General features: G+C 71.5%; 20 protein-coding genes. 8 read left to right on the plus strand and 12 right to left on the minus strand.

The window, feature by feature from the left end; all coding sequences use genetic code 11:
• Positions 1-91: 91 nt before the first annotated feature.
• The 5 genes from L2C96_RS40630 to L2C96_RS40650 all read right to left on the minus strand — a co-directional run bounded on the left by L2C96_RS40630 (position 92) and on the right by L2C96_RS40650 (position 5,984).
• Positions 92-1,645 (minus strand): acetolactate synthase large subunit, encoded by a 1,554-nt coding sequence (locus tag L2C96_RS40630; protein ID WP_237339895.1) that lies wholly within the window; start codon positions 1,643-1,645, stop codon positions 92-94.
• Positions 1,646-1,653: 8 nt separating this feature from the next.
• Positions 1,654-3,027 carry an FAD-binding oxidoreductase gene (locus L2C96_RS40635; protein ID WP_237339896.1) on the minus strand — a complete coding sequence of 458 codons (1,374 nt, stop codon included), beginning with the start codon at positions 3,025-3,027 and terminating at the stop codon, positions 1,654-1,656.
• An 81-nt stretch (positions 3,028-3,108) separates the two neighbouring features.
• Positions 3,109-3,672, minus strand: coding sequence for a hypothetical protein (locus L2C96_RS40640; RefSeq protein ID WP_237339897.1), 564 nt, complete (start codon positions 3,670-3,672; stop codon positions 3,109-3,111).
• 537 nt (positions 3,673-4,209) lie between these two features.
• A complete protein-coding gene (locus L2C96_RS40645) occupies positions 4,210-4,710 on the minus strand; it encodes a DUF3830 family protein (protein WP_020420436.1) in 501 nt (166 codons plus the stop codon).
• A gap of 14 nt (positions 4,711-4,724) precedes the next feature.
• Positions 4,725-5,984: an aspartate aminotransferase family protein gene (locus L2C96_RS40650; protein ID WP_020420435.1), complete on the minus strand. Its 1,260-nt coding sequence runs from the start codon at positions 5,982-5,984 to the stop codon at positions 4,725-4,727.
• Between the two features lie 94 nt (positions 5,985-6,078).
• On the opposite strand from L2C96_RS40650, the gene L2C96_RS40655 reads away from it, so the two are divergent.
• The 3 genes from L2C96_RS40655 to L2C96_RS40665 all read left to right on the plus strand — a co-directional run bounded on the left by L2C96_RS40655 (position 6,079) and on the right by L2C96_RS40665 (position 13,517).
• The gene (locus L2C96_RS40655) at positions 6,079-7,542 is read left to right on the plus strand and encodes an NAD-dependent succinate-semialdehyde dehydrogenase (RefSeq protein WP_020420434.1); all 1,464 of its coding nucleotides are present in this window, start codon (positions 6,079-6,081) and stop codon (positions 7,540-7,542) included.
• Positions 7,539-8,597, plus strand: coding sequence for a tartrate dehydrogenase (locus L2C96_RS40660; RefSeq protein WP_020420433.1), 1,059 nt, complete (start codon positions 7,539-7,541; stop codon positions 8,595-8,597). The genes L2C96_RS40655 and L2C96_RS40660 overlap by 4 nt, the downstream gene beginning before the upstream one ends.
• 618 nt (positions 8,598-9,215) lie before the next feature.
• Complete coding sequence (locus L2C96_RS40665; protein WP_237339898.1) at positions 9,216-13,517, plus strand: HAD-IC family P-type ATPase; 4,302 nt, start codon at positions 9,216-9,218, stop codon at positions 13,515-13,517.
• 1 nt (position 13,518) lies between these two features.
• On the opposite strand, the gene L2C96_RS40670 is transcribed toward L2C96_RS40665, so the two are convergent.
• From L2C96_RS40670 to L2C96_RS40695, 6 genes are all read right to left on the minus strand, one after another.
• A complete protein-coding gene (locus L2C96_RS40670) occupies positions 13,519-14,184 on the minus strand; it encodes a hypothetical protein (RefSeq protein ID WP_237339899.1) in 666 nt (221 codons plus the stop codon).
• The gene (locus tag L2C96_RS40675; protein ID WP_237339900.1) at positions 14,181-14,768 is read right to left on the minus strand and encodes a hypothetical protein; all 588 of its coding nucleotides are present in this window, start codon (positions 14,766-14,768) and stop codon (positions 14,181-14,183) included. The genes L2C96_RS40670 and L2C96_RS40675 overlap by 4 nt, the downstream gene beginning before the upstream one ends.
• On the minus strand, positions 14,765-15,313 hold the full coding sequence (locus tag L2C96_RS40680; RefSeq protein WP_237339901.1) for a hypothetical protein: 549 nt from the start codon (positions 15,311-15,313) through the stop codon (positions 14,765-14,767). Before L2C96_RS40680 ends, L2C96_RS40675 begins: the two co-directional genes overlap by 4 nt.
• 177 nt (positions 15,314-15,490) lie before the next feature.
• Complete coding sequence (locus L2C96_RS40685) at positions 15,491-16,156, minus strand: GntR family transcriptional regulator (RefSeq protein WP_020421576.1); 666 nt, start codon at positions 16,154-16,156, stop codon at positions 15,491-15,493.
• A 3-nt stretch (positions 16,157-16,159) separates the two neighbouring features.
• Positions 16,160-16,876, minus strand: a complete 717-nt coding sequence (locus L2C96_RS40690; protein ID WP_237339902.1) for a maleate cis-trans isomerase family protein — start codon at positions 16,874-16,876, stop codon at positions 16,160-16,162.
• A gap of 42 nt (positions 16,877-16,918) precedes the next feature.
• Positions 16,919-17,659 (minus strand): maleate cis-trans isomerase family protein, encoded by a 741-nt coding sequence (locus L2C96_RS40695; RefSeq protein WP_020421574.1) that lies wholly within the window; start codon positions 17,657-17,659, stop codon positions 16,919-16,921.
• A 90-nt stretch (positions 17,660-17,749) separates the two neighbouring features.
• On the opposite strand from L2C96_RS40695, the gene L2C96_RS40700 reads away from it, so the two are divergent.
• The 3 genes from L2C96_RS40700 (at position 17,750) to L2C96_RS40710 (ending at position 21,692) form a co-directional block, all read left to right on the plus strand.
• Positions 17,750-18,745, plus strand: a complete 996-nt coding sequence (locus tag L2C96_RS40700; protein ID WP_237339903.1) for a D-2-hydroxyacid dehydrogenase — start codon at positions 17,750-17,752, stop codon at positions 18,743-18,745.
• A gap of 10 nt (positions 18,746-18,755) precedes the next feature.
• Positions 18,756-20,150, plus strand: coding sequence for an amidase (locus L2C96_RS40705; RefSeq protein WP_237339904.1), 1,395 nt, complete (start codon positions 18,756-18,758; stop codon positions 20,148-20,150).
• Positions 20,151-20,717: 567 nt separating this feature from the next.
• Complete coding sequence (locus tag L2C96_RS40710; RefSeq protein WP_237339905.1) at positions 20,718-21,692, plus strand: aldo/keto reductase; 975 nt, start codon at positions 20,718-20,720, stop codon at positions 21,690-21,692.
• A gap of 36 nt (positions 21,693-21,728) precedes the next feature.
• Here L2C96_RS40710 and L2C96_RS40715 read toward each other — a convergent pair whose 3' ends face one another.
• On the minus strand, positions 21,729-23,093 hold the full coding sequence (locus L2C96_RS40715) for a WS/DGAT/MGAT family O-acyltransferase (RefSeq protein ID WP_020421570.1): 1,365 nt from the start codon (positions 23,091-23,093) through the stop codon (positions 21,729-21,731).
• Positions 23,094-23,186: 93 nt separating this feature from the next.
• Here L2C96_RS40715 and L2C96_RS40720 point away from each other — a divergent pair, with 93 nt between their 5' ends.
• Together L2C96_RS40720 and L2C96_RS40725 are read left to right on the plus strand one after the other, a co-directional pair.
• Positions 23,187-24,188 carry a glutathione S-transferase family protein gene (locus tag L2C96_RS40720; protein WP_020421569.1) on the plus strand — a complete coding sequence of 334 codons (1,002 nt, stop codon included), beginning with the start codon at positions 23,187-23,189 and terminating at the stop codon, positions 24,186-24,188.
• A 22-nt stretch (positions 24,189-24,210) separates the two neighbouring features.
• Entirely contained in the window at positions 24,211-25,854 is a 1,644-nt protein-coding gene (locus L2C96_RS40725; protein WP_020421568.1) for a thiamine pyrophosphate-binding protein, read from the plus strand.
• The last annotated feature ends 1 nt before the right edge of the window (position 25,855 follow it).

The raw sequence follows: 25,855 nt of genomic DNA on the forward strand, positions 1-25,855 counted from the left end.
CTGGCTCAAGGTGATCGTTGCGTGTCAGGCGACGGGATGACCACCCAGCTCGGGTTGGGTGCAAAGATCAAGGGCACGGCGCTGCGCGCCATTAGAGCAGTGGGGGTACCGCTGCATCAATGAGGTGCGGGCCGGGTTCGTTGACGGCGTTGCGGAATTGCTCGGCCAGTTCCTCGGCCGTCGTCGCCCTTGTTGCTGGGACGCCCATGCCTTCCGCGATCTTCACGAAGTCGATGTCGGGCCTTGCCAGGTCCAGCAGGTCCTTCGCCTTCGGGCCGGATGCTTCCGCTCCGACTCGCTGCAGTTCCATGCGCAGGATGGCGTAGGCGTGGTTGTTCAGGATCACCGTTGTCACGTTCAGGTTTTCCCGCGCCATCGTCCACAGTGCCGAGATGGTGTAGAGGGCGCTGCCGTCCGCCTGCAGTGCGATCACCGGGCGGTCTGGGGCGGCGATCGCTGCGCCGGCAGCCACCGGGAGTCCCTGTCCGATGGCTCCGCCGGTCAGGGTGAGCACGTCGTGGCGTGGGGCGCCGGCCGTCGCGCCCGGGAGCAACAGGCCCGAGGTGTTGGCCTCGTCCGAGATGATCGCGCCCTCCGGGAGCAGCGCGCCGATCACCTCGACCCAGTTCTGCACCGTCAGCGGACCGCTCGGCAGGGCGGGGCGAGCCGGTTCCTGCAGCACCGGGTCCACATCGGACGCGACCTCGTCCGCGAGTGCTTCCAGCGCGGCCACCACGTCCTGGTCCAGCTCTGCCAGCGTGTGCACCTGCGCGCCCTCCGGCACCAGATCGCTGGGCTTGCCGGGGTAGGCGAAGAACGACACCGGCGCCTTGGTCCCGGCCACGATGACGTGCTTGATGCCCTCCAGCTGCCACTGCACCTGCTCGGCCAGGTACGCCAGGCGTTCGATCGTGGGCAGTCCGGCGCCGCGCTCCAGCCTCGCCGGGAAGGTTTCCACGAACGGCTTCGCCCCGGTCGCGGTGGCGATCCGGCTCACCGCCCGCAGGCCGGCTTCGCGGCAGGCGGGGCCGCCCACCAGCAACGCGACCGGCTCACCGGTCCGCAGCACCTCCGCCACCGCCTTGACCGTGGTGTCCGCGACGGTCTGCGGCGAGCGCGGCGGCACCGGCTTCACCGCGACACCACCGTCGCCCCACGAGACGTCCGCGGGCAGGATCAGCGTCGCCACCTTGCCCGGCGCCTCCTGCGCCGCGGCGACGGCGAACGCGGCGTCCGCGCCGACGTCCGCGCTGTTCCCCGACCGGCGCACCCACCCGTTCAGCGAACCGGCGATCGCCTCGATGTCCGACTCCAGCGGTGCGTCGTACTTCTTGTGGTACGTCGCGTGGTCGCCGATCACGTTCACCACCGGCACGTGCCCGCGCCGGGCGTTGTGCAGGTTCGCCAGGCCGTTGCCCAGCCCCGGCCCCAAGTGCAGGAGCGTCGCGGCCGGCTTGCCCGCGACCCGCGCGTAACCGTCGGCCGCGCCGGTGACCACGCCCTCGAACAGGGCCAGCACACCGCGCATCTCGGGCACCGAATCGAGCGCCGCGACGAAGTGCATCTCCGACGTGCCGGGATTGGAGAAGCACACGTCGACACCCGCGTCGACGAGCGTGCGGATCAGGGACTGCGCGCCGTTCATCTCACTCCTCAGTCGAACAGGACATCCGGGTTCAGGATGCCCTTCGGGTCGAAGGCCTGCTTGATCCGGCGCAGCAACGCGACCTTGGCCGGGTCTTCGAGCGCGAGGAAGTGGTCCTTCTTCGCCTGCCCGATCCCGTGCTCACCGGAGATCGCCCCGCCGGCCGCCATGCCCGCGGCGAAGATGTCGTGCAGCAGCCGGTGCCGCTTCTCCGCGTCCTTGCAGAAGATTCCCAAGTGGACGTTGCCGTCCCCGGCGTGGCCGCAACCGATCGCACCGGCCTCGGCGGCCGTGGCCAGCTCCCGGACCTTCGCCAGGAACCCGGGCATCTCCGAGCGCGGCACCACGACGTCGATCACGTCGTCGGCGCCGGCGGCCTTCGCCGTCCAGAACGCCTTCTCCCGCGCCTCGATGAGCTTGCGGGCCGAACCGCCGTCCAGCACGTACACGTCGGACGCGCCCAGCTCGCCGAGCAGCTCGCCGGCCCGCTCGACGTCGCCGTCCAGCCGGTCGTTGTCGCGGTTTTCCAGGCCCACCACCAGGTAGGCCTGCGTGGCGTTGCGGACCTCCTCGGGGACGCCCAGCTCCAGCTTTTCGTTGTAGGTGATCGCCGCCATCGTCAGGTTGTCGATGTACTCGAGGATGTTCGGCGTCAGGCCGCTGGCGATGATCTCCGGCACGGCGCGCATCACCTGGTCGAGATCACCGAACGGCGCGAGCAGCGTCGCCGCGTGCGGCAGGCGCGGGTACAGCTTGACGATCACCTCGGTGACCAGCGCGAGCGTGCCCTCCGAGCCGATGATCAGCTGGGTCAGGTCGTAGCCACTGGAGATCTTGGACGTCTTGCCGCCGGTGCGGATGATCTCGCCGGTGGGCAGGACCGCCTGCAGGCCGACGATGTTGTGCCGCGCCACGCCGTACTTGACCGCGCGCATGCCGCCCGCGTTGGTGCCGACGTTGCCGCCGACGCTCGCGCTCAGCTCGCCCGGGTAGACCGTGTAGGCGAGGCCGGCCTCCTTGGTGGCCTCGTCCAGTTCGCTGAGCGTGACGCCCGGCTGGACGACGGCGACCTGGTTGGCGGTGTCGACCTCCACGATCGCGTTCATCCGCTCGAACGAGACGAGCAGACCGTCTTCGCGAGGGCGGGCCGCGCCGGACAGGCCGCTGCCCGAGCCGCGAGCCGTGACCGGCAGGCCGTTCTCGGTGGCCACGGCCAGCACGGCGGCGACCTCTTCGGCGGTGGCGGGTTTGACGACGTGGGCCGGTTTGACGGCGCCGACGGTGAGGGACTCGTCCTTCGCGTAGTCGTCCGGGACGGAGTCCCCGGAGAGGAGGTTGCGCTCGCCGACGATCTCGGCGATCCGCGCGGTGACGTCGCCCATGACGTGCCCGGTCCTTTCCTGCGCCTGCCCGAATGACGGAAGCCTAGTACGGGAAGGCGCAGGACTGGAAGCGAAGGAGATTCATGTCTGGAGGAGTCGACGCAGCCGCCGCCGTCCGAGCAAGCGCGCCTGCGCGGCCTTGAGCAGGGTGAAGCTGCGGTTGATGTAGGCGGCCAGCTCGTCGGCCGGGTAGTGCACGATCGACAGGTGCTCGGAGTGGTCGCCCTGTTCCCAGCGGGCCACGGTGATCTCGTAGCCGGAGACGTGGGCGCACAGCTGGAGGAGGACCTCCGGCACCTCGGGCTCGATGAGCAGGTCGGCGTTCTGCACGACCAGATCGCGCATGGACCGGAGGGTGGGCAGGAAGACGGAGGTCACCCAGAGCCGCCATTCCGTGAGTTCCTCAGCGGTGGGCGGGGTTTCGCCGACGAACGGGGAAACGCCGTTCCGGGAATGGCGTCGGCGGAACTCGGCGAAGGTGCGGCTGTGGGCCTCACTGATGGAGAACAGCGGGCCGTACAACTCGCTCAGCTGCCGGTTGATCCGGGCCAGGCGTTCCTGCCGCTGCGACAGCCGGACGTTGTTCGTGTAAGTGGCGATGTAGCCGACGAAAGCGAGTACCACGGTCACGATCACTGCGCTCACGGCGGCGACGTTACCGGTGCCGGAAAAGGGGGCGGGGCCGGTCCGCGCCAACGTACCGGCCCCGCCTTCTCGGATCAGCGGGTCAGACCAGCCAGCCGAGGACGTGCGCGAGGCCGGCCAGGATGTTGGAAACGATGTCGTGGCCGTGGTGGAAGTGCGCAGCGAACATTGGAGAGGGGCTCCTTTGTGAAATCAATCCTTGCGAATCTGGCTGCTTTCGAAAGCAAGGGAAGATTTTCAGTTCCGCTGGGAAGTGTCAAACCGCCGCGGAAAGAGCGGAGCCCGTCGAATAGCGCGGTGGAAAATCCGCCCAGCCTAAACACGTAACACTTTCGGGTTCGCGGCCGGGGGTGGCGTTGCGCCGCTCGTAGCGCCGTCGGGCGGGCCCACCTGGGGCGATGCCGATCTTGATCCGGCACACCGGGTGATGCCCGCCCGAACGGGTGAAGGCATTGCCACGCAAGGTGATCCCCCCATGATCACACTGACGAGTGACGGGGGACCGGGGTTTTGCCCCTAACGACCGCAGGTCGACGGCTACTCGGCGCGGGCGAAGGACAGCGTTTCGCCCTCGACGCCACGCAGCCACAGGTCCTGCGCGGCCGCCGCCATTTCCGGCAGGCCCTCCACGATCGTGGCGAACACGTTGCCGGGCACCCAGCCCGCGTCGCCGTTGATGAGCAGGTTGTTCCGGCCGTAGAAGATCGCCAGATCGGTCGCGCCCTGGTCGCTGTGGGCCTCGCTGCTGTCTTCGTACCCGTACGCCGGATTTCCGATTTCCCACGCCTCGAACCCGAAATAAACGACATCCCCGGGAATGGGGGTGACCGTCGGGTTCTCCCGGCCCGGCTTCGGGTCGGCGAACGGCGGCACCAGCGTGTAGACCTCGTTGCGGGCGTACTTCGCGTGGTAGGCCGAACCGCTCTGCGGCAGCGCGTTCCACACCGCCTGGCAGGTCCGCGGCGCTTCCGCGTCCAGCAGCACGGCACGGCAGGACACGCCGCGCTTGTCGAGCGAGATGGTGATGTAGCGGGCCAACGTGCCTCTTCTCCCTACTTGGAACCGGTGACGGTGGCGACGGTCTCGGCCCAGATCGCGAGCGCGTCGTCGATCTGCTCGGCGGTGACCACCAGCGGCGGGATCATCCGCACGACGTTCGAGTACGCCCCGCAGGTGAGCAGCAGCAGCCCGCGCCGCGCCGCCTCCTGCTGCGCCGCCGCGGCCAGCGCGGTGTCCGGCGTGCCGTCGGCCTTGGTGAACTCCGAACCGACCAGCAGGCCCAGCCCGCGCACCTCACCGATCTCCGGCGTCTTGTCGGCGATCAGCCGCGCGCCTTCGAGCAGCTGCTTGCCGCGCGCCGCCGCGTTCTCGACCAGGTTCTCCTCCTCGATCACGTCGAGGGTGGCCAGCGCCGCCGCGCACGACACCGCGTTGCCGCCGTACGTGCCGCCCTGCGAACCGGGGAACGCCTTGGACATCAGCTCCTTCGACGCCGCGATGCCGGACAGCGGGAAGCCGCTCGCCAGTCCCTTCGCGATCAGCACGACGTCCGGCTTCACGTCGAAGTGGTCGTGGCCCCAGAACCGGCCGGTGCGCCCGAACCCGGTCTGGATCTCGTCGATCACCAGCAGGATCCCGTGCCGGTCGGCGCGCTCGCGCAGCCCGGCCATGAACTCGGTGTTCGCCGGCACGTACCCGCCCTCGCCGAGCATCGGCTCGATGAAGAACGCGGCCGTCTCGTTCGGCGCGCTGATCGTCTGGAAGAGGTAGTCCAGCTCGCGCAGCGCGAACTTCGTCGCGGTCTGCTCGTCCCAGCCGTAGTGGTAGGCGTAGGGGAACGGCGCCACGTGCACGCCGCCCATCAGCGGCGAGATGCCGGCGCTGAACCGCGTGCCGGAGGTGGTCATCGACGCCGCGGCGACCGTGCGGCCGTGGAACCCGCCCTGGAAGACGATCACGTTCGGCCGCCCGGTGGCCTGCCGCGACAGGCGCAGCGCGGCTTCGACGGCCTCGCTGCCGGAGTTCGCGAAGAACAGCGAGTCGAGCCCCGCGGGCAGCACGTCGCCGAGCCGCTCGGTCAGCTTGAGCAGCGGCTGGTGCATCACGGTGGTGTACTGCGCGTGGATGACCTTGCCGATCTGCTCCTGTGCCGCCTTGACCACCTTCGGGTGGCAGTGGCCGGTGCTGGTCACACCGATCCCGGCGGTGAAGTCGAGGTGGCGGTTGCCGTCGACGTCGTAGAGGTAGGCGCCTTCGCCGTGCTCGACGACGACCGGAGTGGCCTGCTTGAGCAGGGGGGAGAGCTGGGCCATGACGGCGGAACTCCTAACCGGAGTGAGCTTGTAGATTGTTGACAATCTGTCTAGCATGGCCGGTGGACAGGCGCAAGGTTGATCAGGAGGACCAATGGCCGAGCTGACCGAATCGGGTGTCGTGGACGCCGTCGGCAAGGAGCTGTTCATCGGCGGGAAGTGGGTCCCGTCGAGCAGTGGGCGGACCTTCGCCGTCGAGGATCCCGCCACCGGCCGGGTCCTCTGCGAGGTCGCCGACGCCGCGCCCGAGGACGGGAAGGCGGCCCTCGACGCCGCCGTCGCCGCGCAGGCCGACTGGGCGAAGACGGCGCCGCGCGAGCGCAGCGAAATCCTGCGCCGCGCCTACGAACTGCTGAACGCGCGCGTCGACGAGCTGGCGCTGCTGATGACGCTGGAGATGGGCAAGCCGCTGGCCGAGGCGAAGGGCGAGGTCGCCTACGCCGCCGAGTTCTTCCGCTGGTTCTCCGAGGAGGCCGTGCGCATCGACGGTGGCTACCAGGTCGCGCCCAACGGGGCGGGCCGGTTCCTCGTCACCAAGCAGCCGGTCGGGCCGTGCCTGTTGATCACGCCGTGGAACTTCCCGATGGCGATGGGCGGCCGCAAGATCGGCCCGGCGATCGCCGCGGGCTGCACCATGGTCATCAAGCCGGCCGAGCAGACGCCGCTGTCGATGCTCGCGCTGGCCGCGATCCTGACCGAGGCGGGGCTGCCCGCCGGCGTGCTCAACGTGGTCACCACCAGCGACCCGGGCGGCGTGATGGAGCCGATGATCAAGGACGGCCGCGCGCGCAAGCTGTCCTTCACCGGATCCACCGCGGTCGGGCGCAAGCTGCTGGAGCAGTGCGCGGACAAGGTGCTGCGCACGTCGATGGAGCTGGGCGGCAACGCGCCGTTCCTGGTCTTCGACGACGCCGACCTGGACGCGGCGGTCGAGGGCGCCATGCAGGCCAAGATGCGCAACATCGGCGAGGCGTGCACCGCGGCCAACCGGTTCTACGTGCAGCGCGGGGTCGCCGACGAGTTCGCCCGGCGGCTGACCGAGCGGATGTCGGCGCTGCCGCTGGGGCGCGGCACCGAGCCCGGCGTGGTCGTCGGCCCGCTCATCGACGCCGACGCGGTGAACAAGGTGACCGAGCTGGTCGCCGACGCCACCTCCCGGGGCGCCAAGGTGCTCACCGGCGGGGCCACTGTGGACGGTCCGGGCAACTTCTACCAGGCCACGGTGCTCACCGACGTGCCGCGGGACGCCCGCATGGCGAGCGAGGAGATCTTCGGGCCGGTCGCGCCGATCAGCGTGTTCGACGACGAGGACGAGGCCGTCGCGGCCGCCAACGACACCGAGTACGGCCTGGTCAGCTACGTCTACACCAACGACCTCAAGCGTGCGCTGCGCGTGTCGGAGTCGCTGGAGGCCGGCATGATCGGGCTGAACCAGGGCATCGTGTCCAACCCGGCGGCGCCGTTCGGCGGGGTCAAGCAGTCCGGGCTCGGCCGCGAGGGCGGCACCGTCGGCATCGACGAGTTCCTGGAGACCAAGTACATCGCGGTGAGCCTGTGAGCACCTACCGGATCGCGAGCATCCCCGGTGACGGCATCGGGGTCGACGTCACCGCCGAGGCGCGCCAGGTCCTCGACCGGGCAGGCGAAGTGCACGGGTTCCGTCTGGAGTGGACGGTGTTCGACTGGAGCTGCGAGCGGTACACCAAGACCGGCCGGATGATGCCGGAGGACGGCATCGACCAGTTGCGGCCGTTCGACGGGATCCTGCTCGGCGCGGTCGGGTTCCCCGGGGTGCCGGACCACGTGTCGCTGTGGGGGCTGCTGATCCCGATCCGGCGGGCGTTCGCGCAGTACGTGAACCTGCGGCCGGTGCGGCTGCTGCCCGGGACGACGTCCGTGCTGGCCGGCCGGGAGGCCGACGAGCTGGAGATGGTGATCGTCCGGGAGAACACCGAGGGCGAGTACTCGCAGATCGGCGGGCGCCACAACCCGGGGCAGCCGGGCGAGTTCGTGGTGCAGGAGTCGATCTTCACGCGGGTCGGGGTCGAGCGGATCATCCGGTTCGCGTTCGAGCTGGCCCGCACCCGCAGCGGCCGGGTGTGCTCGGCGACCAAGTCGAACGGGATCATCCACACGATGCCGTTCTGGGACGAGGTGTTCGCGGAGGTCGCCGCGGAGTACCCGGACGTCCACAGTGAACAGACGCACATCGACGCGCTGGCGGCGCGCATGGTGCAGCACCCGGACCGGCTGGACGTCGTGGTGGGGTCGAACCTGTTCGGCGACATCCTGAGCGACCTGGCGGCGGCCGTGACGGGCGGGCTGGGCATGGCGCCGTCCGGCAACGTCAACCCGCCGGGCGAGTACCCGTCGATGTTCGAGGCGGTGCACGGAAGCGCCCCGGACATCGCCGGGCAGGGCATCGCGAACCCGGTGGCGCAGATCCTGGCCGGTGCGATGATGCTGGAGCACCTGGGCGAGAAGACAGCCGCCGCGGCGGTGCACAGGGCGGTCGAGGAGGTGCTCGCGGCCGGCGAGGTGGCGACCCCGGACCTGGGCGGCAAGTCGACGACGACCGAGCTGGGGGCCGCCATCACGGCCGCGCTCGCCTGACAGCGGCGCTTGCGTGGCGGCTGTGCTTGCGGGGCGGCTGGTGCTCGCCTGACAGCGGCACCCCGCCTGACCGCCGCGCGCGCCGGAGCGCCGCGCGCGCCGGAGCGCCGCGCCCGCCTGACGGCCGATCTCGCCTGACGGCTGCGCTCGCCTCGGCCGATCTCGCGCGGCGGCGTGGCGGCGGGGTGGCGTGTGGCAACGGGGCGCGGTGTGGCGGTGGCGGGCCGTGCGGCGGTGGGGTGCCGCGCGGCGGCCGCCCTCGCCTGACGGCAGGGTGCTGCCCATGCCCCATGGCCCCGCGGTCGAAGGCGCTGCCTGGACCGCCGCCCCGGCCTCGCCCGGGCTCGCCCGGGCTCGCCCGCGGGCTGCGGGCGCTGCCCAGCCCGCCCTGGCGTGCGCCCCCGGCCGGGCGGGCAGTGCCGCCTCGGCGAGCTCGCCGCCGGAAACGGCGAGCTCGCCGTCCGGAGTGGTCGGCTCGCCTGCCCGGGCGGGCAACTCATTGCGAGGCAGCCGCATGGCCGGTCCCGGAAATCCGGGGCCGACCTGCGGCCGCAGGCATATCTTCACCCGTAGTGGGCAACCCCATGCACCTGGAGCGTCGAGGTGCGGGAGTGGTTCATGGAGTTGCTGGGTGTCCGGGTGCCCGGTCCGGTGTCGGCAGTGAAGGGCCTCGCCGGGGCGGTGTTGTCGCCGCTGAGCAGGCCCCGCCGCCGGGTGTGGTCCTGCCCGGGACGGCTGCACATCGAGGCCCACGGGGTGCACGGGCCGGGCGGCGAAGCGGTCGCGCAGCGCATCGAGCAGGCCGTGCAGCGCCACCCGGGCGTCGCGTGGGCCCGGGTCAACGCGCCCTCCTCCCGGGTGATCATCGGCGTCGACGACCCCGCCCCGGACAGCGACGAGCTGATCCGCGTCGTCGAAGAGGCCGAGGGCGCGCCCAACGGCGTCGGCGAGGAGATCAAAGAGGACGAGCTGCACCACCCGGCCGACGGCCTGCGCGGCACCCGCCTCCTGCCGACCCTGGCCGCCGACACCCTCGGCCTCGGCCTGTCGCTGATCACCCGGCTCGCGCCGTGGGCGCCGATCCCGACCGAGATCGCCGCGCTGCCCAACGTCGTCGACCTGCACCCGCGCCTGCGCAAGATCGCCGCCGAGCGGGTCGGCAGCCGGGAAAAGGCCGATACCGCGACCTCGGCCTTCGGCGCGTTCGCGCAGGGCCTGGCCTCCGGCGGCGAGGGCACGGTCGTCGACATCATCCAGCGCGCCGAGCAGTGGCGTGAGGCCCGCGCGCACGAACGGCTGTGGTGCCAGGCCGAGAGCCGCCTGATCCACGGCCCGGAGGACGCCGCAGCCGGACCGGTCGTCGTCGAGCGGCCGCGCGAGATCCCGGACGGCCCGGTCGAACAGTACGAGCAGCGCATCCTCAACCTCGGCGCCGCCGCGGCCGCCGTCTCGCTGCCGTTCGCGCGCCCCCGCCGGGCGATCGGCATCGGCCTGGCCGCGCTGCCCAAAGCCGCCGAGGCCGGGCGCACCGCCTTCGGCGCGCGCCTCGGCCGCGTCCTGGCCACCGAGGGCGTGCTCGTCATGGACCGCGGGGTGCTGCGACACCTGGACGCCATCGACACCCTCGTCCTCGACGAGCAGGCCTTCGACACCGGGCGCATGGTCCTCAACGACCTCGTCCCTGTCGGCGACGGCGACGCCAGCGAGCTGGTCGAACGCGCCTGGCAGCTGTTCGACGCGCACACCCCCGGCAAAGTCCACGAGGACGACGGCTGGCGCCTCGGCCCGCTCGACGAGCTGGGCGTCGACCAGGGCGCGCACGAGCGCGAGCAGCTGGAGAAGCGTGGCGCCGCGGCGGTCCTCGGCCTGGTGCGGGATCAGCAGCTGACCGCCGTCATCGGCCTCGGCAGGCAGGTGCCGCCGGGCGTGGCCGCGGTGATCGCCGCCGCCCGGCGGGCCAACATCGAGGTCGTCAGCGCCAACGGCGGGCACGCCGCGTTCGAGGCCGACCGGCTCATGCCCGGCGGTGAGCGCCTCGTCTCGACCGTGCGCGAGCTGCAGGGCGAGGGGCACGTGGTGATGCTGGTGTCCGACAACCGGCGCGCGCTCGGCGCCGCCGACTGCGGCATCGGCACCCAGCGGCCAGGCGACCCGCCGCCGTGGGGCGCGCACCTGCTGATCGGCGAGGAGATCGGCATCGCGGCGCTGGTCGTCGACGCGATAGCCGCCGCCCGCGAGGTCAACCGCGACAGCATTTGGCTGTCCCAGGGCGCGACCGGCGTCGGAGCGGTCAGCGCGCTGCAGCCGGGGCGCCGCAGCCCGGCCAACCGGGCGATGCGGGCGGTCAACCTGGGCGCGGCCGTCGCACTCACCAACGCGCACCGCCGCGCCAAGAAGCTCGCCGAGCGGGACACGAGCCTGGCCGGCGACGCCGCGCCATGGCACCTGATGCCGGTGGACGTCGTGCTCGACCGCCTCGGCACCGACCCGGACGGGCTGAGCGACGACGCCGCCGAGAAGCGCGCCCGCGCCCGCGGCACCGGCAGCGGCGGCCGGACGAGCCTGATGCAGGCGTTCATCAACGAGCTGTCCAACCCGCTCACCCCGGTCCTGATCGGCGGCGCCGCGCTGTCCGCGTCCGTCGGGTCGCCGGTGGACGCCGCGCTCGTCGCCGGGATCACCGGCGTGTCCGCGCTGGTCGGCAGCCTCCAGCAGGTCCACACCGAGAAGCAGCTGGCCGAGCTGCTGAGCCGGTCGGCGATCAGCACGACGGTGATCCGCGGCGGTCGGGAGCGCGTGGTCAGCGCGGACGACCTGGTGCCCGGCGACGTCGTCAAGCTGAGCTCGGGCGACGTCGTGCCGGCGGACTGCCGCCTGCTCGAGGCCGACGGCGTCGAGGCGGACGAGTCGTCGCTGACCGGCGAGTCGCTGCCGGTGGCGAAGGACCCGTCTCCGGTGATCGCCGCGGACGTCGCCGAGCGCGCGTCGATGCTGTACGAGGGCACGACGATCGCGGCCGGTGAGGCCATCGGCATCGTCGTCGCGACCGGCGCGGACACCGAGGCGGGCCGCAGCATGGCGATGGCGCGCGAGAACGCGCCGGTGACCGGCGTCGAGACCCGGCTGGCCGAGCTGACCTCGAAGTCGATGCCGCTGGCGATCGGGTCGGCCGTCGCGGTGGCCGGCGCCGGCCTGCTGCGCCGGGTGCCGCTGCGGGAAAGCCTGTCCGCCGCGGTGAACCTGGCCGTCGCGTCGGTGCCGGAGGGGCTGCCGTTCCTGGTCAGCGCCGCGCAACTGGCGGCAGCGCGGCGGCTCGCCGAGCACAACGCGCTGGTCCGCAACCCGCGCAGCATCGAGGCGCTGGGCCGCGTCGACGTGTTGTGCTTCGACAAGACCGGCACCCTGACCGAGGGGACGCTGACGGTCCACGAGGTCGACGACGGCCACAAGCGCCGCAAGATCGAGGACCTGGACGACGAGACCGAGTCGGTGCTGCTCACCGCGCTGCGGGCGACGCCGCACGCCGACGACCCGTCCGACCTGCCGCACGCGACGGACCGCGCGATCGTCGAGGGCGCGCGCCGGGTTTCCGTGCACACCGACGGCTGGGAACTGGTCGACGCGGTGCCGTTCGAGCCGTCCCGCGGCTACCACGCCTCGCTGATGCGCAACGGCGACGGACTGGTGCTGAGCGTCAAAGGCGCGCCGGAGTCCGTGCTGCCGCGCTGCGACCTGGACGAGGGCAGGCGGAAGAAGCTGGCGGGCCGGATGAAGAAGCTGGCCAAGGCCGGGCAGCGGGTGCTCGCCGTCGCCGAGTCCACTCCGGACAGTGCGACGCTCGACGAGGACGCCGTGACCGGCTTGCGGTTCAAGGGTTTCGTCGCGATCGCCGACCCGGTGCGGGGGAGCGCGGCGGCCGCGGCGGCGGACCTGCGGGCGGCGGGCGTGCAGATCGTGATGATCACCGGCGACCACCCGGACACCGGTGAGGCGATCGCGGGCAAGGTCAGCGAGGACGGCGCCGACCTGCACGTGGTGACCGGCGCCGAGCTGGACGCGATGGACGACGAACAGCTCGCGTCCACTTTGGAGACCGTGGACGTGGTGGCGCGGTGCAGCCCGGCGCAGAAGGTCCGGATCATCAAGGCGTACCAGAAGCACGGCCACACGGTCGCGATGACCGGGGACGGCGCGAACGACGCGCCCGCGATCCGGCTCGCGGACGTCGGCATCGCGCTCGGCGGGCACGGCGCACCGGCCGCGCGGGCCGCGGCCGACCTGGTGGTGACCGACGACCGCCTGGAGACGATCATCGCGGCGCTCGTCGAGGGCAGGGCGATGTGGGCCTCGGTGCGGGAGGCGCTGGCGATCCTGCTCGGCGGGAACCTCGGCGAGATCGGGTTCAGCGTGCTCGGCGCGACGCTCACCGGCCGGTCGCCGCTCGGTGCCCGGCAGTTCCTGCTGGTCAACCTGCTGACCGACCTGGCGCCTGCGCTGGCGATCGCGTTGCGGCGGCCCGAGGACGGCTCCGACCTGCTGCGAGAGGGGCCGGAGAGCTCGCTGGGCAAGCGCTTGCAGAAGGACATCGGCGTGCGCGCCGGGGTGACGACCCTCGGCGCGACGACCGCGTGGATGCTGGCGCGGGCGACGGGCCGCGGCCGCCGGGCGAGCACGGTCGCGCTCGCCGGGCTGGTCGGCACGCAGCTCGGGCAGACGCTCCTGACGGGCGGCTGGAACCGGTCGGTGCTGGCGACGTCGCTCGGCTCGGTGGCCCTGCTCGCGGCCGTGATCCAGACGCCCGGGGTCAGCCAGTTCTTCGGCTGCACGCCGCTCGGCCCGATCGGGTGGGGGATGGCGCTGGGCAGCGCGGGCGCGGCGACGGCACTGGGCGCGGTGGTCGGGCGGACGATCGAGGGCTGAGTCAGGCGCGGGTGAGCGCGGTGGCGAGCATCTGCCCGACGCGCGGCAGGTCGGTCTCCATCTGAGCGGGCGGGACGGCCGGGTTCTTGTCGCCGACGACGTAGGTCGCCACCGTCGCCGCGTTCTGCCTGGCGAGGAGCAGGATGCAGACCCGGTTGAAGCCGAAGGAGTCCGTCGTGTCCCCGCAGAAGGCGGTTTGCTCGTCGGCGCCGACGAGCGGCGGCAGCGGGACCCGGACGGCTCCGGGTAGCTGGATGCAGCCCCGGAACGTGCGCGCCTGGGACACGGCGGTGGGGCCGCTGGGGCCGCGGTAGGACGCGGTCATGACGAAAAGCGTCGCGCCGTGGTCGAAGCTTCCCGAAGCCGCGGTGCCGTACTCGGCGGCCTGGATGGCGACGTCCGAGGGCAGGTAGCTCGGGCAGTCGTAGATGAACTTGTAGTGCGAGTTCTCCGATTCGATGAACGGCAGTGGCGGGGACGACCAGTGCAGACCCAGCTGGGCGAGTTCGGGGTCGGTGGGCATGGCGCCGACGAGCCGCTGCTGGAGATCGTACTTGGACACGACCGGCCCGGTGCCCGGCCCCGGAACGTCCGCGGTGCCGGCGATCTCGGTGCTGCACCCGGCGAGGACGAGCACGGCGGCGAGCAGCGCCGCGAGGCGCCTCACGCCCGGCTCACGGCGGTGGGCAGCAGGGCCGTCAGCGCGGTGAGCGCGTTCTGGGCGGTGGTGCGCACCTTGCCCGGCGCGTTGCCGGTGACGTCGAGGACCGCCGCGGTGACCAGGTCGCCGTGCGCCATCACGAGGACGCAGGTGCGCTCGTCGAAGGCGGATTCGGTCTCCGTGCAGGACGCGGCACCGGGCGCGAACGGGACTTCCACGCCCTTCGCGCAGCCCGTCCGGAACTCGCCGACCACGTCCACGGCGCCGTCGTACTGGGCGGTGACCTGGCGCAGGCTGACCCCGGCGGACAGGATGTCCCCGGTGTACCAGTTGTTCTGCTGCGTTTGGACGATGTGCGCGTCGGAAGGCAGCGTGCAGGCGCCGATCAGCTGCTTCGGGCCGTTCTGCGGCGCGGCGGCCGAGGTGAACCCGATCCGGTGCGCCTCGTCTGCCGTGAGGAGCGTCGCGCGGACCGGCGCCGGGTCGGGCGGCGCTTCCGAAGTGGACGGAGGCGGCGGCGGGGCCGGCGAGGCGGGCGCCGAACAGCTCACGAGCAGGACGAGCAGAGCGGCGAGCGCGATGCGGTTCACGCGCGCTCCAGACCGTGCGCCAGCTCCGCCGCCAGCCGCTGCGTGAAGGCCCTCGCCGACTCCTGTTCGGCGGCGTCAGCGATGCCGAGGTAGCGGAACTCGGCTGCCGCGGCGAGGTCCTCCCGCGCCTCGGCCAGGAAGCAGTAGTACATGTCGTAGTCGCCGAGGGTGCAGAACGCGGCCGCGGCGTCGACGCCGGGCGCGGGCGGAACCTCCACCGGGTCGACCTTCCCGCTCCCGATCTCCGCGCGGCACGCGGACACCCGCTGCACCTCGGCCACCGCGTCGGCGGCGTCGATGCCCTGGTACTGGACGGACAGTTCGTCCAGCGCGTAGTGGTCGCTCTGCCAGGTCTGCTGCTCGGCGCGCACGATCTTCGCGTCCGTGGCCAACGGAGTGGCGCACCCGGCCACGAGCGCGAACTTCTTGTTCTGCGACGGCATGAACGGGACCGGTCCGCCAGGCGACTCGAGCTCCAGCGACGTGCCCTGGTCCTCGGTGAGCATCGTTGCCGCCAGCCGGGCCTGACCGCTCGGCTTCGGCATCTCGGACACCGAAGTCGGCGCGGCCGGACCCGCTGCCGAACAGCCGCTCAACGCCAGTGCAGCCGCCAGTGCCCAGAACCGCACGCGATCCTCCCCGTTCCACCGCGTCGCGCGCGGACGAAACCAAGATCGCGAGCCTCGGGCTTCCCGTTACAGCGCAACGGGAAGCCGGACAATTCAGGCGTGCAGGCTGGTCCCCGGGGCGAGGCGCTGCACCGCGTCCTCCATGTGCGCCTCCAGCAGCGACACCGCGAGCTCCTCGTCGCCGGCGCCGATCGCCTCCGCGATGCGCTTGTGCTCGGTCACCCGCTCCTCGTTCGTCGCGTACGTGCGGTGCAGCGCGGACAGGCACATCCGCGTCTCGATGAGCAGCGTCCGCGCCATCCGCCCGAGCCGCTTCGACCCGGAGGCCGCCACCAGCTCCTCGTGGAACCGGACGTCCGCGGCCGACACCTCGTCCCCGTCGGTGGCCGACGCCATCTCCTCCACCGCGTCCAGCAGCCGGACGGCCAGGCCCTCCCGGTCACCGTGCCGCAGCACCCGGATCAGCGCGGCCCGCTCGATGGCGAACCGCGCCGAGTAGATGTCGTGCACGTCGTCCGGTTCGAGGTCGATCACGAACAGCCCGCGGTGCCGCTCACTGCGCAGCAGGCCCTCCGACACCAGCCGCTGCATCGCCTCGCGCAGCGGGCCGCGGGACACCTGGAACCGGCCTGCCAGCTCGGTCTCCCCGAGCTGCGTGCCCGGCGCGAACGTGCCGTTCATGATCGCCTCGCGGAGCTGCCGCGCGATGATCGCCGCGGTCGACTCCCGGCTCACCGGTTCGATGTCGGCCAGGGCCATGGTTCACCTGCCTTCTGCGAACAGTCTGCCCAGCTGTTCGCACCGGGGCACCTGGCCGGTCAGCCGGAGCCCTTCCCAGATCGTCACCTGGTTCGCGGTCAGGACCGGCTTGGCCAGCCGCTCCTCGATCGCGCCCAGCACACCCAGCGTGCGCATCGCGGTGTCGGGCACCAGCACGGCGTCCGCCGCCGGGTGATCATGCGCCACCGCCAGCTCGACGACCGCCTCGGGGCTCAGCCTGCCCACCTCCGCGGCCGTGTCGATGTCCTCACTCGACATGGCGACCACCTCGATGCCGCCCGCGCCGAGGAACTCCACGAACAGCTTCGCCACGTCGTCCGGGTAGCTCGCGGCCACCGAGACCCGCTTCAGACCGAGCGCCTGCGCGGCCCGGACGAACGCGAACGACGTGCTCGACGCCGGCTTGCCCGCGGCGGCCGACAGCTTCTCCACCTGCTCGTGCGCGCCCTGCCAGCGGTAGACGAAGCTGCCGCTGGTGCACGCCCACACCACGGCGTCCGGCTCGTGCTTGGCGAGCAGCGCGGCGCCCTCGGCCAGCCGCTTCTCGCTGCCCAGGTCGAGCAGCTCGGGCACGGCGTGCAGGTCGGTGCCGTAGATGTGCTCGACCGGCAGCGAGATCCGGTAACCCAGCAGCCGCTCGGCGAACGGGTAGTCGTCCTCCGCAGCGTGGTCCGGGTAGATGAAGCCGACGGTCGCCATGCACAAACCTCCCAAATTGTAGACAATCCTACGTTACGGTGTTCAGGACACTTCGCGCAGCCACTTGCCGGGACCGACGATCGGCAGTTCCATGCGTCTCAGGCAAGCCCACATCGTGAGCTGGTTCGCGGTCAGCACGGGCTTGCCCAGGGCCACCTCCAGCGGTTCGATCACGTCGTACGTCGGGAGGTTCGTGCAGCTCACGAAGATCGCCTCGGCGTCGGGGTGGTCGGCGCCGAGTATCCGCTCGGCGATCGTGCGGTAGCTGACCTTCCAAATCCCGCCGCCGAGCCCGAGGTGGTCGCTGGAAACGGTGTCCACGTTCAGCTCGGCGAGGAAGTCGTGCAGGCTCGCCGTCAGGTCCGCGTCGTAGGGGGTGATCACCGCGACCTTGTGGACGTCCAGCAGGTGCAGCACCTCGGCCAGCGCGCCCGACGTGGTGACCGCGTCCGGCGCGCCGGCGTCGCAGATCGCCTTGCACAGCGAGCGTTCGTAGTCCAGGCCGTTGACGAAGCTGCCCGACGTGCACAGGTACGCGACCACCTCGGGCTCGACGTGCAGCACGTCGCGGGTGGCGGCGGCCAGGTGCTGGTGGTTGCTGACCAGCTGGGCCATCTCCATGCTGACCGGCACCGGTTCGTAGGGCGTGCGGGCGAGGTGCAGCGACACCTCCATCGGGATCCAGCGCCAGAGCTCGCGCTCCAGCGCCAGGTCGAAGGGTGCGATGACTCCGATGCCTCGCTGCGCCAGTGGCCCGTCGAAGACAGGGAAGTCGAAATCCAAGGCTCAGCCTCCGGGACGTTCTGAAGGAAGCCTCCGGGGTGGCTCCTCGGATTGTTGACAATCATACGACCGGCTCTTACCGTGTCAACGGTGATCGGTACTGAGAATCCGGTGCTGGCGGTGTTGTGCGGTGAAGACCAGGCCCGGGACCTCACCGAATCGCCGGCCATGCAGCGCATCGCTTCGACGGCCGTCGTGCGTTACACGGGCGAGGCCGGCCTGGCCGACGCGCTCCGCGGCGCCGACGTCCTTTTTGTCCACGACTTCCTTTCCCGTGCGGTGCCGGAGGCCTGGCACGCGGCGGACCGCCTGCGCTGGCTGCACATCGCGAGCGCCGGGGTGGACCCGGTGATGTTCCCCGGGATGCGGGACAGCGACGTCGTGCTCACCAACTCGCGCGGCGTGTTCGACGACTCGATAGCGGAATACGTCCTGGGGGTCATCCTTACCTTCGCGAAGGACCTGCACGGGTCGCTCGACCTGCAGCGTCAGAGCCGCTGGAAGCACCGCGAGACCGAGCGGATCGCCGGGCGCTCGGCGCTGGTGGTGGGCACCGGGCCGATCGGCAGGGCGATCGCGCGGATGCTGCGCGCGGTCGGGATGAGCGTCTCGGGCGCCGGCCGCCGGGCGCGCTCCGGAGACCCGGACTTCGGGGACGTGCACGCGTCGGACCGGCTGGTGGAGCACCTGCCGGCGTTCGACTACGTCGTCGCCGTGGCGCCGCTGACCGAGGAGACCAAGGGCCTGTTCGACGCCGCGGCGTTCGCCGCGATGAAGCCGACCGCGCGGTTCGTCAACGTCGGCCGCGGCGAGCTGGTGGTCACCGGCGACCTGGTCGAGGCCCTGCGGACGGGGCGCATCGCGGGCGCCGCGCTGGACGTGTTCGACACCGAGCCGCTGCCCATTGACAGTCCGTTGTGGACGATGCGGAACGTGCTGGTCTCGCCGCACATGTCCGGTGATTTCATCGGGTGGCGGGACACGCTGGTCGAGGTGTTCGCGGACAACTTCCACCGCTGGCAGACTGGCGCCCCGCTTCGTAATGTCGTGGACAAGCAGCTGGGGTACGTGCCGTCCGATCGGTGAGGAGTTCACCATGAGCACCCTGTTGACGGCGAGTGAGCTGGTCGCCGCCTACTCGACCGGCGAGATCAGCCCCGTCGAGGCGACCGAGGCCGCGCTGCGCTCGATCGAGGAGCGGGACAGGGAGTGCAACGCGTTCTGCCTGGTCGACCCGGAGGTGGCCCGCGAGGGCGCCAAGGCGTCGGAGGCGCGGTGGCGCGAGGGCAACCCGATCGGCTCGCTGGACGGGGTGCCGACCTCGATCAAGGACATGTTCCTCACCCAGGGCTGGCCCACGCTGCGTGGTTCGACGTGCATCGACCGGGACCAGCCGTGGGAGGTGGACAGCCCGGTCACCGCGCGGCTGCGGGAGAACGGGCTGGTCCTGCTCGGCAAGACGACCACGCCCGAGCTGGCGTGGAAGGGCGTGACGGACAACCCGCTGACCGGGGTGACGCGCAACCCGTGGAACCCGGCGAAGACGCCCGGCGGGTCCAGCGGCGGCAGTGGTGCGGCGGTCGCGGCCGGGATGGGTGAGCTGTCGGTCGGGACCGATGGTGGCGGGTCGGTGCGGATCCCGGCGTCGTTCTGCGGGATCGTGGGGTTGAAGCCGACATACGGTCGTATCCCGTTGTGGCCGGCGAGCCCGTTCGGGGCGTTGTCGCATGCCGGGCCGATGGCGCGGTCGGTGTCGGACGTGGCGTTGTTGCTCGACGTGCTGGCGCTGCCGGACCACCGGGACCCGAACGCGCTGGAGCCGCCGCTGGGCGCGTACCGCGAGGCCGTGCGGCGGGACGTACGGGGCCTGTACGCCGCGTTCTCGCCGACGCTTGGCTGGGCCCGGGTGGACCCGGAGGTGCGGCAGATCGTCACGTCGGCGGTGGCCGCGCTCGACGAGGCCGGGCTGCGGGTCGAGGAGGCCGACCCGGGTTTCGCCGACCCGCGGGAGGCGTTCGACGTGCTGTGGTCGACCGGCGCCGCGCAGTGGCTCGACACGTTCCCGGCCGGCTGCGAGGCGAAGATCGACCCGGGCCTGCGGCAGGTGTGGGAGCAGGGGAAGACGTACTCGGCGTCGGACTACCTGGCGGCGAACGCGGAGCGCGCGGCGCTGGGCATCCGCATGGGCGAGTTCCACACGCGGTACGACGTGCTGATCACCCCGACGGTGGCCGTCCCGCCCTTCGAGGCTGGGTTTGACGTGCCGCCGGGCAGCGGAATGAGCGGCTGGCCGGACTGGACGCCCTTCACGTACCCGTTCAACATGACCCAACAGCCGGCGATCAGCGTCCCGGCGGGGACGACGGCGGATGGTCTGCCGGTGGGGTTGCAGATCGTGGGGCCGCGGCACTCGGATGACCTGGTGCTGGCGGTGGCGAGGCTGTTCGAGGAGGTCCGTCCCTGGCCGACGGACCGACCCGCTGGACGGTGAGTTGGGCGGCCTGCGGTTTGGTGGGCTGGGCGGCCGGCTGGGCGGTGAATGGCTCGTTCATCGCCGCGCGACCTGCATCTTTCATCGCGTCGCGAGTGGCGCGTGCATGAGTGGACCTCTCGCCGAACGATGAACGGTCCGTTCATCGCTGCGCGAGCTGCACCTGTCGTCGACCCGCCGGTGGCGCCTGTGTGAGTGGGCCTCTCGCCGAGGCGTGAATGGTCCGTTCATCGCGGCGCGAGGTGCCCTGTCGTCGAGTCGCGAGTGGCACCCGCACGAGTGGACCCCTCGCCGAGCGATGAACGGTCCATTCACGCCGGGCGAGGTGCCCTGTCGTCGTGTCGCGGGTGTCGCGTGCATGAGTGGGCCTCTCAGCGAGTGATGAATGGCCCGTTCATCGCGGCGCGAGGTGCCCTGTCGTCGAGTCGCGAGTCGCACCCGCAAGAGCGGTCCACTCGCCGAACCATGAACGACCCGTTCACCCACCACCAAAATCCACAAAGGACCCCAAACCACCCACGCCAGCTCCACGATGCGCCCCACCGCGCCATGTGCTGTCCTTGAACCATGCGGAGAACCACTTTGGGCAAGAGCGGACTCGACGTCTCCCGGATCGCGTTCGGGACCTGGCAGCTCGGAGGCGACTGGGGCTCCTTCGACGAGGACGCGGCCGTCCAGGCCATCCAGCACGCACGTGAGCTCGGCGTGAACTTCTTCGACACCGCCCAGGCGTACGGCTTCGGCAAATCGGAGGCCCTCCTCGGCCGCGCCCTGCGGGACGAGCTGAAACGCGACCGCGACAGCCTCGTGATCGCCACCAAGGGCGGCATCAACCCGGGCAGCGACCGGCCCCGCGACGCCCGCCGCGACTGGTTGCGCAAGGGCGTCGACGAGAGCCTGCGCCACCTCGGCCTCGACCACATCGACCTGTACCAGGTCCACTGGCCCGACCCGGACACCCCGGCCGAGGAAACCGCCCAGGCACTCCAGGAACTCGTCGACGCGGGCAAGATCCGCCACGTCGGCGTGTCCAACTACGACACCGCGCAACTGGCCGCGTTCGACCGCACCCGCCCGGTCGAGACCCTGCAGCCGCCCTACCACCTGTTCCGCCGCGCGATCGAGGACGACCCGCTCCCGTACTGCCGCGAGCACAACATCGGCGTCCTCGTCTACAGCCCGCTCGGCAGCGGCCTCCTCACCGGCGCCCTCAACCCGCGCACGACCTTCGAGCCCGGCGACTGGCGCGCGAACTCCAGCGCGTTCCAGGGCGCGAACTTCCAGAAGAACCTGGAGGTCGTCGAGCAGCTGAAGAACCTCGCGGCCGAGAAGGGCGCCACCGTCAGCCAGCTCGCCATCGCCTGGACCCTGCACCAGCCGGGCGTCCACGTGGCGATCGTCGGCGCGCGGCGGGCCCGCAACATCGAGGACAGCGTCGCCGCGGCGGATCTCGACCTCACCGGCGACGACCTGGCCCGCATCGAGGAGATCACCTCGCGTGGCGTCCAGGTCGAGGGCGCCAGCCCGGAGGGCGTGGCCTGACCACCGGCGGGGGCCGCGCGCCGGCCCCCGCCCGCGTCAGCGCGCGGCGAACTCCAGTTCCTCCAGCGCCGTGTCCAGGTGCGTCAGGATCCGCTGCAGGTGCGGCACCGACCGGCGGCACCCGGTGATCCCGAAGTCCAGGTTGTCCCCGTTGTTGGTCAGCGTGATGTTGAGCGCCTGCCCATCGAGCAGCACCGACGCCGGGTAGATGCCGTCCAGCTTCGCGCCATTCCAGTACATCTGCTTGCGCGGCCCGGGCACGTTCGAGATCACCAGGTTGAACGGCGGACGCGTGTTGTTCACGAACCCGGGCACCGGCGAGATGCCCAGCTGCGCCACGTTGATGCCGGACAGCAGCAGCGCCTGCAACGGCGTCAGCTCCTTGAAGATCCGCTTCGCCTCGCGCATCGACTGGTGGATCGTCATCAGCCGGGACGCCGGATCCGGCTTGTCGGTGCCGAGGTTGCACAGCACCGCGCCGATTTGGTTGCCCGCGGCCTCACCGGTGTCGGTCGGCTTGCGCATCGACACCGGCACCATCGCGACCAGCGGCGCGTCCGGCAGCGCGCGCTGCTCGATGAGGTAGTCCCGCAACGCGCCCGAGCACATCGCGAGCACCACGTCGTTGCGGGAGGTCCCGGTGGCGGTCGCGATCGCGCGCACCCGCCCGAGCGGCCAGGACTGCGCGGCGAACCGGCGCGCACCGCCGATCGGCACGTTGAAGATCGTCTTCGGGGCCTGCATCGGCAGCAGCAGCGTGTGCTCACGGAAGGCTTCCCGCGCCACCTTCGCCGCCGCCGGCGCCATTCCGGCGATCTGCTTCAGCGAACTCGTGCCCATCCGCAGCAGTGACCGTGCGTTACGCGGCGGCTTGCCGCGCGGCACCTGACGCGAGCCCCACGGCGGCGGGCAGCTGCGGTCGTCCGGGTCGTCGGACAGCGTGCCCTGCAGGTGCCGCAACGCCGAAACACCGTCCATCAGCGCGTGGTGCACCTTGCTGTACATGGCGAACCGGCCGTCCTGCAGGCCTTCGACCAGGTGGATCTCCCAGAGCGGGCGGTGCCGGTCGAGCAGCGTGCTGTGCCAGCGCGACGTCAGCTCCAGCAGTTCCCGCACCCGGCCCGGGTACGGGAGCGCGGAATGCCGGAAGTGGTAGTCGAGGTCGAGGTCGTCGTCGCTCGCCCAGGCGGCGTAACCGAGCGTGTTCACGGGGCGGGCGACGCGCTGCCGGAACAGCTGCCGCACGTCGGTGTTCTTGACCAGGTCCTCACGCAGGCTGCGCAGCCAGGTGTGGTCGGCGCCCTCGGGAGTCTGGAACAGCTGCAGGCCGCCGACGTGCATCGGGTGCTCGCGGCTTTCCACCAGCAGGAACATCGAGTCGGTGAAGGGCATCAACGGCATCGGTGACCACCTTCCGTCCAGGGCGCTGGTGTGCCCAGGGTCATTGAGTCTACGCGTACTGCTACGGCCCGGAACACAATCTACGCTGAGGGAATGACCATCCCGACGGACCCGGAAACCGGCGAGTTCAAGCGGGCGCCGAACCGCTTCACGGCGCGGATCACGGCCGACGGCGCGGACGGCTGGCCCGCCGAGGCGGGCCGGTACCGGCTCGTCGTCAGCCGCGCGTGCCCGTGGGCCAGCCGCGCGCTGATCGTGCGCAGGCTGATGGGGCTGGAGGAAGCGCTGTCAGTCGCGATCGCCGACCCGATCCAGGACGAGCGGAGCTGGCGGTTCACCCTCGACCCCGGCGGCCGCGATCCCGTGCTGGGCATCGAGTTCCTCGGCGAGGCCTACCGTGCCGCCGACCCGGACTACGACGGCGGCATCAGCGTGCCCGCGATCGTCGACATCCCCAGCGGCAAGCTGGTCACCAACGACTACCCGCAGATCACCCTCGACCTGGACACGCAGTGGGGCGCCCACTACCGCGACGGCGCGCCGGACCTGTACCCCGAGGCGTTGCGCGACGAGATCGACGAGATCAACCGGGCGGTGCACCGCGACGTCAACGCCGGCGTGTACGAAGCGGGGTTCGCGACGAAGCAGTCCGCTTACGACGACGCGTACCGGCGGCTGTTCGCGCGGCTCGACGAGCTGTCCGAGCGCTTGGCGGGCCAGCGGTACCTGGTCGGGGACACGATCACCGAGGCCGACATCCGGCTGTTCACCACGCTCGTCCGCTTCGACGCGGTCTACCACGGGCACTTCAAGTGCAACCGGAACAAGCTGACCGAGATGCCGGTGCTGTGGGCGTACGCGCGGGATCTGTTCCAGACGCCCGGTTTCGGCGACACCGTGGACTTCGACCACATCAAGCGGCACTACTACCAGGTGCACGAGCAGGTCAACCCGACGCGGATCGTGCCGAATGGTCCGGACCTTTCCGGGTGGGCGCAGCCGCACGGGCGCGCCGACCTGGGCGGACGGCCCTTCGGCGACGGCACCCCGCCCGGGCCGCCGCCCCCGGACGAGGTCGTGCCCCCGCAGTGGTGACGGGGTGCCATACTCTGACGGCGTGACGAAGACCGGCGCCCAGCACCTCGTGGACGCGCTGCTCGAGCTCGGGGCTGAGGTCGCTTTCGGCCTCCCGGGCGTGCACAACCTGCCGATCTGGGAAGCGCTCGCGGACAGCCCGCTCCGGCTGATCGGCGTCCGGCACGAACAGACCGCCGGGTACGCAGCGGACGGGTACGCGCGGGCGACCGGCAAACTCGGCGTCGCGATCGTGACGACCGGACCGGGCGCGGCGAACACGATCGCCGCGGTCGGGGAGGCGATGGCGTCCGGCTCGCCGGTGCTGGTGATCGCCACCGACATCCCGGCGGGACTGCGGCGGCCGGGCATGGTGCGCGGTGTCCTGCACGAGACCAGCGACCAGGCCGCGTTGTTCGCGCCGGTGACGAAGGCGGCGTTCACCGTCGAGACGCCCGAGGACCTGGCGCCCACGGTCCTGCGCGCCGCCCGGCTGGCGTTGCGGCCGCAGAGCGGTCCGGTGTACGTCGGTGTTCCCACGGATTTCCTGCGGCACAACGGTTTCCGCGGCCCGGACCCGGAGCCGACCGAGGCGTTCCCGGCGCTGGCCGTGTCGGATCTCGACGCGGCGCGGCGCATGCTGGCGATGGCGTCGCGGCCGCTGATCTGGGCGGGCGGCGGCGCGGCCAGGGCCGGTGCGGGAGAGGTGATCGGGCAGCTGGCGGAGAAGCTGGCCGCACCGGTGATCACGACGTTCGCCGCGCGTGGCCTGCTGCCGCCCGCGCACCCGTGTGCCGCGCCGAACCCCGTGCACGCGCCGGAGGTGGGCGCGCTGTGGGACGAGGCCGACGTGGTGCTCGGCATCGGCACCGACTTCGACGGCCTGATGACGCAGAACTGGCTCATGCCCAAGCCGCCGAAGCTCATCGTGATCAACGTCGATCCCAAGGACGCGGCCAAGAACTACCCGCCCGACATCACCCTGGCCGGCGACGCGCGGGACGTGGTGCCCGAGCTGCTGCAGGGGTTGCCGGCCCGGCCCGGGCTTGCCGAGCTGACCGAGCGGCTGCAGCGGATCTCCGAGCAGGTGCGCCGCCGCATCCGCAGCGAGGAGCCGCAGGCCGCGGATTTCCTGCGCACGCTGGAAGAGACGCTGCCCGAGCGCGCGATGCTGGTGGCGGACATGTGCATCGCCGGTTACTGGGCGGGCGGCTTCCACCGCGTGCGCGCGCCGCACCGGTTCGCGTACCCGATGGGCTGGGGCACGCTCGGGTTCGGGTTCCCGGCCGCGCTGGGCGCGGCGGCCACCGGCGCGGGCCGGGTGGTGTGCGTCAGCGGCGACGGCGGTTTCCTGTACGGGTGCGGCGATCTGGCGACACTGGCGCAGGAGTCGCTGCCGGTGACGGTGATCATCGTCGACGACGGCGGGTACGGCATGCTCCGGTTCGACCAGGACCGGGAGGGCTTGCCGCACCGCGGGGTCAACCTGCACACGCCGGATTTCGTCGGACTGGCGCGGTCTTTCGGCGTGGACGCCGGGCGGGTGGAGGGTTTCGGCCGTGCTTTCCGGCGGCTGCTCGGCGAGTTCGTGCGCAGCGACGAGCCGAACGTCCTGGTGGTGCGTGCGTCGTTGAAGCCTCCCGTGAACACTTCGCCCCGGTGGTACCGGGCCATGCGGTCGCGTTGAG

The organism is Amycolatopsis tucumanensis (assembly GCF_021654135.1).
Classification (GTDB): Bacteria; Actinomycetota; Actinomycetes; order Mycobacteriales; family Pseudonocardiaceae; genus Amycolatopsis_E; species Amycolatopsis_E tucumanensis.

What these genes read in the sequence shown, in the direction of transcription:
- L2C96_RS40630 (WP_237339895.1), bottom strand. Translation starts at nt 1,645, where the DNA reads ATGAACGGCGCGCAGTCCCTGATCCGCACGCTCGTCGACGCGGGTGTC.
- L2C96_RS40690 (WP_237339902.1), bottom strand. Translation starts at nt 16,876, where the DNA reads ATGGCGACCGTCGGCTTCATCTACCCGGACCACGCTGCGGAGGACGAC.
- L2C96_RS40705 (WP_237339904.1), top strand. Translation starts at nt 18,756, where the DNA reads ATGAGCACCCTGTTGACGGCGAGTGAGCTGGTCGCCGCCTACTCGACC.
- L2C96_RS40635 (WP_237339896.1), bottom strand. Translation starts at nt 3,027, where the DNA reads ATGGGCGACGTCACCGCGCGGATCGCCGAGATCGTCGGCGAGCGCAAC.
- L2C96_RS40720 (WP_020421569.1), top strand. Translation starts at nt 23,187, where the DNA reads ATGACCATCCCGACGGACCCGGAAACCGGCGAGTTCAAGCGGGCGCCG.
- L2C96_RS40655 (WP_020420434.1), top strand. Translation starts at nt 6,079, where the DNA reads ATGGCCGAGCTGACCGAATCGGGTGTCGTGGACGCCGTCGGCAAGGAG.
- L2C96_RS40680 (WP_237339901.1), bottom strand. Translation starts at nt 15,313, where the DNA reads ATGCCGAAGCCGAGCGGTCAGGCCCGGCTGGCGGCAACGATGCTCACC.
- L2C96_RS40715 (WP_020421570.1), bottom strand. Translation starts at nt 23,093, where the DNA reads ATGCCGTTGATGCCCTTCACCGACTCGATGTTCCTGCTGGTGGAAAGC.
- L2C96_RS40710 (WP_237339905.1), top strand. Translation starts at nt 20,718, where the DNA reads ATGCGGAGAACCACTTTGGGCAAGAGCGGACTCGACGTCTCCCGGATC.
- L2C96_RS40665 (WP_237339898.1), top strand. Translation starts at nt 9,216, where the DNA reads ATGGAGTTGCTGGGTGTCCGGGTGCCCGGTCCGGTGTCGGCAGTGAAG.
- L2C96_RS40650 (WP_020420435.1), bottom strand. Translation starts at nt 5,984, where the DNA reads ATGGCCCAGCTCTCCCCCCTGCTCAAGCAGGCCACTCCGGTCGTCGTC.
- L2C96_RS40685 (WP_020421576.1), bottom strand. Translation starts at nt 16,156, where the DNA reads ATGGCCCTGGCCGACATCGAACCGGTGAGCCGGGAGTCGACCGCGGCG.